This window comes from Thioalkalivibrio sp. (assembly GCF_007692535.1).
Lineage (GTDB): Bacteria > Pseudomonadota > Gammaproteobacteria > Ectothiorhodospirales > Ectothiorhodospiraceae > Thioalkalivibrio.
The window spans coordinates 1-5395 of the sequence record NZ_REBW01000146.1 but is presented as its reverse complement, the minus strand read 5'-3'; the positions used below and the strand labels follow the sequence as shown (position 1 = coordinate 5395).

Sequence of the window (5395 nt, the reverse complement as noted above, 5' to 3'; positions counted from 1 at the left end):
ATGCCGCCATGGTCGCGGTCGGCAAAGGCGAGGGAGAATGGAATCACCTGAATCGCCCCCGCCTCGAGATCCAGCGTTACCAGACTCCCCCGATCCAGCGACTCGCGGACCAGGCACTCGGGTAGCCAGGCATAGGCGAAGCCGGCCTCGACGATTCCCCTCGCGGTGTTCATGTGGTCGACGGTCCAGCGCTGCTCGGCCTCCAGCCAGCCGGCGTCGATCCCCCCGGGTTCTGGCGAGGAATCCCGCACGACCACCTGCCGACTGTGTCGCAGATCCCGCATGGACAGACCGCCCGCCTTCCTCGCCAGCGGGTGCGCTGGGTGAACCACGCAGATCATGCGCACCTGGCCCAGCACCTCACTCAGGAAACGGGTAGGGATGACAGGCCCGACGAGGATGTCCAACCGCTCCGCCTCCAGCAGCGCGGGGCCACCATCGAGAACGGTCTCGTACAACTGCACGCGGGTGTTCGGGAAGCACCTGGAGAACTCCTCGAGGGCATCGATGACGACGGCATGAGGCACGATCTGGTCCACCGCCAGTGCCAACTCCGTCCTCGCACCGACCGCCAGGGTAAAGGCGAGATTCTCGATCTCCTGGGCCTCATCCAGCAGGTGGCCCGCACGCCGCAGAAGGGCAATCCCCGCCGGCGTGAGCTCGGCCTTGCGGCCGCGCACCTCGAGCAGGGGAACGCCCAGCTGAACCTGCAGTTTCTGGACTGCATGATTGATGCTAGACGGGCTCTTGTGCACCAGTTCGGCGGCCTTCGCGAACCCCCCCGCGTCGACCACTGCTTTCAGCATCCGCCATTGTTCCAGCGTTACCTTTGGCATACCCGCGCTCTCCGATTGGCTGCAATCCCCGGACCGAACCCGGTCGGCCGCACTACGCGCGGCCGTGGCGTCATTCACCCGACTGTATATTGGTATGTTAATATTTTCTAATACTATACCAGAAGCGCGCATGGAAAGCCGGATCCCGCAGGACGGAGTTCGCGGTCCAGTACCTGGGCCAGGCGGGGATCAACCGGTGCTGCGTCCGCCTCAGGGCAGGTTCAGGATCAGCGTGCCATCACGTTGCGCGAAATCCAGATGCCTCAACACACTCATCCCCAGCAGGATCTGATCGCTGCTCATCCCCGGATTGATGTGGCCCGAGACGTTGCCGATCACGAAGGGGCCCAGGGCGAGTTCCCGAATCCTGGTGTGGCGGATCTCCACCGTGCCGTTGGCGGTCAGGGCCCTGCCCCGACCGCCCGCTTGCAGGCCGAGTCGGTCGGCCAGGTGCGCAGGCACCGAGACCTGGGTCGCTCCGGTATCCAGCAGGAAGACCACGGGCTCGCCATTGATCGTGCCGGGTGCCAGGTAATGGCCCACATGGTTGCGGCGAAGCACCAGTTCATTCGCAGCCCCCTGTTCGACGACCAAGTCGCGATTGGGAAACTCGCGCCGATCGAGATAGTCGTCGAAGAGCCACCACATGAGCGCGAAGGCGCCGATCCAGGCCATCGTGATGGCCGTTAGTCCGAAAGGTCCAGAGCGCCGACGGGCCCGGGCCGGAGATGCCGCAGCGGGGGGCTGCCGGACCCCGGTCACCGGTACGGGTTCCGATGTCTCGACGGCCTCCCGCTCGGCCCGGATCCAGGCGTCGTGCTCGCCACGCAACCGCGCATCCGACAGGGTCCGGTACGCCTGGTCGATGATCCGCCGCACCCGTTCCGCCCGCTCGCGGTCGTCCGGATGGCGCTCCGGATCCCACTTCCGGGCAAGCACCCGCCAGGCGCCCTCGATTACCTCCGGACTGGCGTCTTCCTGCACCTGCAAGTTGTCATAGTGGGTCCGAATGCGCGTCAATGCGGCGGGCCTCCCGGGCCGGATTTTCCAGTGCCCGATGGATAGACCCGAGCGTCCCCACGAAGTGCCCCTGCTCTTCCGTCGTCGGCGCGACGACTGGGGCCCCTGCCTCACACGGCCGGGGCGCGATCAGAGCCCGAGCCGTTCTCTCAAACCGGTCTCGAGGGCATCGCGCGCCGGCTCAGCTTGCCGAAGGATCTCCTCGAAGCGATAGAAATCCATGACCCGCACATCACGAATGTCTGGTGTCACCATGAAATCAGGCTCCCCGTGCTTCAGCTTCTCCCGCAGGATCGAGGCCTGCATGATCTGGAAGGTATTGAAGATGTTGTCCATGGACGAAGGATCGGTGTCCGAATCCTCGGGCGTGCGGACGCCAAGGACGTCCACCGCGATGATCAGGTCGCAGTCGGGCAGCAGGTCGAAAGGCACGGGATTGGTCATGCCGCCATCGACCAGCAGCCGGCCTTCATGCTTCACAGGTTTGAACAGGCCCGGCATGGCCATGCTCGCCTGCACCGCAGGCCACAGATCTCCCGACTCGAAGACCACCATCTCCCTCTCCCAGTAGTCGGTTGCGACCACCCGCAGCGGAATGCTGAGTTCGTCGAACCGGGAAATCCCGGCCGTCTCCTCGAGAAAGCTGCTGAACGCCTCCGACTTGACGATGCCACCCCGCTCCAGGCTGGGTTGAAGAAAACTCAGCCAGCGCATCAGATCCTCGTGGAGCAGGGACTCCAGCCAGCTCTCGTCGCTGGACACGGTCATCTCATCGAGCAGTTCGCGGATCTCTGCACCGGAGACCCCGGCCGCGTACAGGGAGCCCATCACGGCCCCGATACTGGAACCACTGATCCGGTGCGGTCGCAGCCCGAGTTCATCGAGCAACTCGAAGACGAGCAGGTGCGCGAGGCCGCGCGCACCGCCGCTGCCCAGCGCCAGGCCGATGCGGGGACTCCGTTCGCTGGCGAGGACCGAGGGCGCCAACGCCGAGGCCAATAGCAAACCAAGCGTCTGCCGGCGGGTCCAGGACATGGGAGGCATCAACTTTTTACCATCAGTCATGCTGATTAGGAAAACATATCGCGACGAGGGTTCCGGCGCCAGCACCTGGCGCGTGCTTGAGCCAAACGCCTCGCCTGCATCGCTGCTCCATCCCCCTGCTGCTGTGCGCTGCATCGGGTCGCGTAGCAAACAGCGCCGGACAAGACCCGCCGCAGGCCAAAAGCCGCGTTCGCTGATGGCAACATTGAACTTGATTCATTTCACGGATCATAATCAACTTTATGAGCACCCAGGAACGCAGACGCCGCGAACGGGACACCCGTGAACAACTCTTCATTCAGACCGCCCAGGATCTGATCCGGCGGGACGGCTTGCTGCACCTGCAGATGTCGCGGCTCGCCGAGGCATGTGACTACGCGACCGGAACGCTGTACCAGCATTTTTCCTCGAAGGAGGATCTGCTGATGGCCATCGCGACGGAGGACCTGAAACGGCGGGCAACGGCGTTCGAGCCGATCCCAAGCCTGCCCGCGACCAGCCGTGAGCGCATGCTCGCGGTGATGCTTGCGGACATCGATTTCATCTCCAGCCATCCGGATCATTTTCAGTTGCTTCAGTACGTCAGCACCGAGGTCGTCTGGGCCAGCGCCTCGCTGGAGCGGCGACAGGCTTTGGTCCGTGCCGGGGCACCGATCAGCGAGGCGGTTTCCCGCGTGGTGGCGCACGCGATCCATGCGGGCGATCTCGTCGGAATTCCATCCTTGCGGCCGGTCGAGATCGCCGCGGGATTCTGGTGCCTGAACACGGGGATGCACACGCTGGCGCATACCCACGGGCTGCTCGAGGCCTACGCGGTACGCGATCCCTACGCGCTCCTGATCCATCACGGCCACGCCCTGCTCAACGGTCTTGGCTGGCAGCCCCTGGTCGATACCGGCAACACCAAGGCCGTGATCGACGAGGCCGAGCGGGTACGCGCGTTGCTCGTTCGTAGCGCGAATCCCGAAGCTCCAGTCGTCACTTCCTGAGGCCCCGCTCCCGTAACAGGCCTCCGCAATAGGAATCCACCATGCCCAGACGCTTCGTATGGATGCTGCTCGCGGTCGGGATCGTGCTCGGGGGAATCTTCGGCTTCAAGGCGTTCATCGATGCCCAGATCGACGCCTTCTTCGACGAGATGCCCGCGCCCACCGCGACCATCACTGCGGCCGAGGTTCGGGTGGATCGCTGGACTCCCGAGATCCGCGCGGTCGGCACCCTGGAGGCCGTGCAGGGAGCGACCCTGACGACCGAGGTCGGAGGTATCGTGCGCGAGATCCTGTTCCAGCCGGGGACCGAGGTCAGCGAGGGCACCGTGCTGCTGCGCCTGGACACCGAGACCGACCAGGCACAGCTGGTCAGCCTGCAGGCGGCCGCGCGTCTGGCGGACCAGGAACTGCGGCGTGCCCGCGAGCTGCTGCAGGAACGGAACATCTCCGAGGCCGAAGTGCAGCGGCGGGAGAGCGAGGCGGAACAGGCCCGGGCGACAGTTGCGGCACAACAGGCGCGGATCCGGCAAAAGGGCCTGCGCGCGCCTTTCGACGGCGTGCTGGGAATTCGGCGCGTGAACCTCGGGCAGTTCGTTTCTCCCGGCGACCCCATCGTGGCCCTGGAATCGGTCGATCCGATCTTCGTGAACTTCACGCTGACCGAGCGCCGCCTGGGGCAGGTTCGGAAGGGGCAGTCGATCGCGGTCGGTGTCGATGCCTTTGCCGACAGCTTCGAAGGCGAGATCATCGCGATCGAGCCGCGGGTGCGCAGCGCCTCGCGCAGCTTCGAGCTGCAGGCGCTGCTCGACAACCCGGAACATCGTTTGCGTGCCGGTCAATTCGCCCGCGTGACGCTCGCACTCGGCGAACCCGAGGAGGTGCTCGTGCTGCCGCAGACTGCCATACGTTTCAACCCCTTCGGAAACTCCGTGTTTGTGATTTATGAGGATAGCGAGGGGCAGTTGCGGGTGCGCGAACGATTCGTCCAGACGGGAGAGCGCAGGGGTGACCTGATCCGCATCACCGAGGGCCTCGAGGCCGGCGAGCGCGTCGCAAGCAGTGGCCTGCTGAAGCTCCAGAACGAGACAGCGGTGGAGATCACCGAGGAGGCAAGGCCCAGCGAAGATCCGGAACCCAGCCCGCCCAACGCCTGAACCCACCCTGACCGGGACTCCGCATGCGCTTCACGGACCTCTTCATCAACAAACCGGTGCTGGCCACCGTGGTCAGCCTGTTCATCCTGCTCCTCGGGATGCGCGCGATCTTCGACCTCAACGTGCGCCAGTTTCCCGAGGTCAAGAATGCCGTCGTCACCATCAGTACCAGCTACATTGGTGCCGACGCGGACCTGATCCAGGGCTTCATCACCACCCCGCTGGAACGCGAGGTGGCCGCCGCCGAGGGCATCGACTACCTGGTCTCGACGAGTGTACCCGGCATCAGCGTGATCCAGGCCTATCTGCGGCTCGATCACGACCCGAACGAGGCGCTGACCCAGATCGCCGC

6 protein-coding genes are annotated in these 5395 nt (G+C 64.9%); 3 read left to right on the top strand and 3 right to left on the bottom strand.

Annotated features, from left to right (window positions below; all coding sequences use genetic code 11):
* The 3 genes from EA346_RS08020 to EA346_RS08010 all read right to left on the bottom strand — a co-directional run.
* Positions 1-836, bottom strand: an 836-nt coding sequence (locus EA346_RS08020; protein WP_296757349.1) for a LysR family transcriptional regulator, incomplete at its 3' end; no start/stop codon positions are given.
* Between the two features lie 210 nt (positions 837-1046).
* A complete protein-coding gene (locus tag EA346_RS08015; RefSeq protein ID WP_296757347.1) occupies positions 1047-1856 on the bottom strand; it encodes a TIGR02281 family clan AA aspartic protease in 810 nt (269 codons plus the stop codon).
* Between the two features lie 129 nt (positions 1857-1985).
* Positions 1986-2891, bottom strand: coding sequence for a patatin-like phospholipase family protein (locus EA346_RS08010; RefSeq protein WP_296757345.1), 906 nt, complete (start codon positions 2889-2891; stop codon positions 1986-1988).
* A gap of 251 nt (positions 2892-3142) precedes the next feature.
* Between EA346_RS08010 and EA346_RS08005 the strand changes: the two genes are divergently transcribed.
* The 3 genes from EA346_RS08005 to EA346_RS07995 form a co-directional block, all read left to right on the top strand.
* The gene (locus EA346_RS08005; RefSeq protein ID WP_296757344.1) at positions 3143-3889 is read left to right on the top strand and encodes a TetR/AcrR family transcriptional regulator; all 747 of its coding nucleotides are present in this window, start codon (positions 3143-3145) and stop codon (positions 3887-3889) included.
* Between the two features lie 41 nt (positions 3890-3930).
* A complete protein-coding gene (locus EA346_RS08000) occupies positions 3931-5043 on the top strand; it encodes an efflux RND transporter periplasmic adaptor subunit (protein WP_296757342.1) in 1113 nt (370 codons plus the stop codon).
* 23 nt (positions 5044-5066) lie between these two features.
* On the top strand, positions 5067-5395 hold a 329-nt coding region (locus EA346_RS07995), incomplete at its 3' end, for an efflux RND transporter permease subunit (protein WP_296757341.1).

Bases quoted from the DNA above. Each gene is read 5' to 3' on its own strand.
- EA346_RS08005 (WP_296757344.1), top strand. From the start codon at position 3,143: ATGAGCACCCAGGAACGCAGACGCCGCGAACGGGACACCCGTGAACAA.
- EA346_RS08010 (WP_296757345.1), bottom strand. From the start codon at position 2,891: ATGTCCTGGACCCGCCGGCAGACGCTTGGTTTGCTATTGGCCTCGGCG.
- EA346_RS08000 (WP_296757342.1), top strand. From the start codon at position 3,931: ATGCCCAGACGCTTCGTATGGATGCTGCTCGCGGTCGGGATCGTGCTC.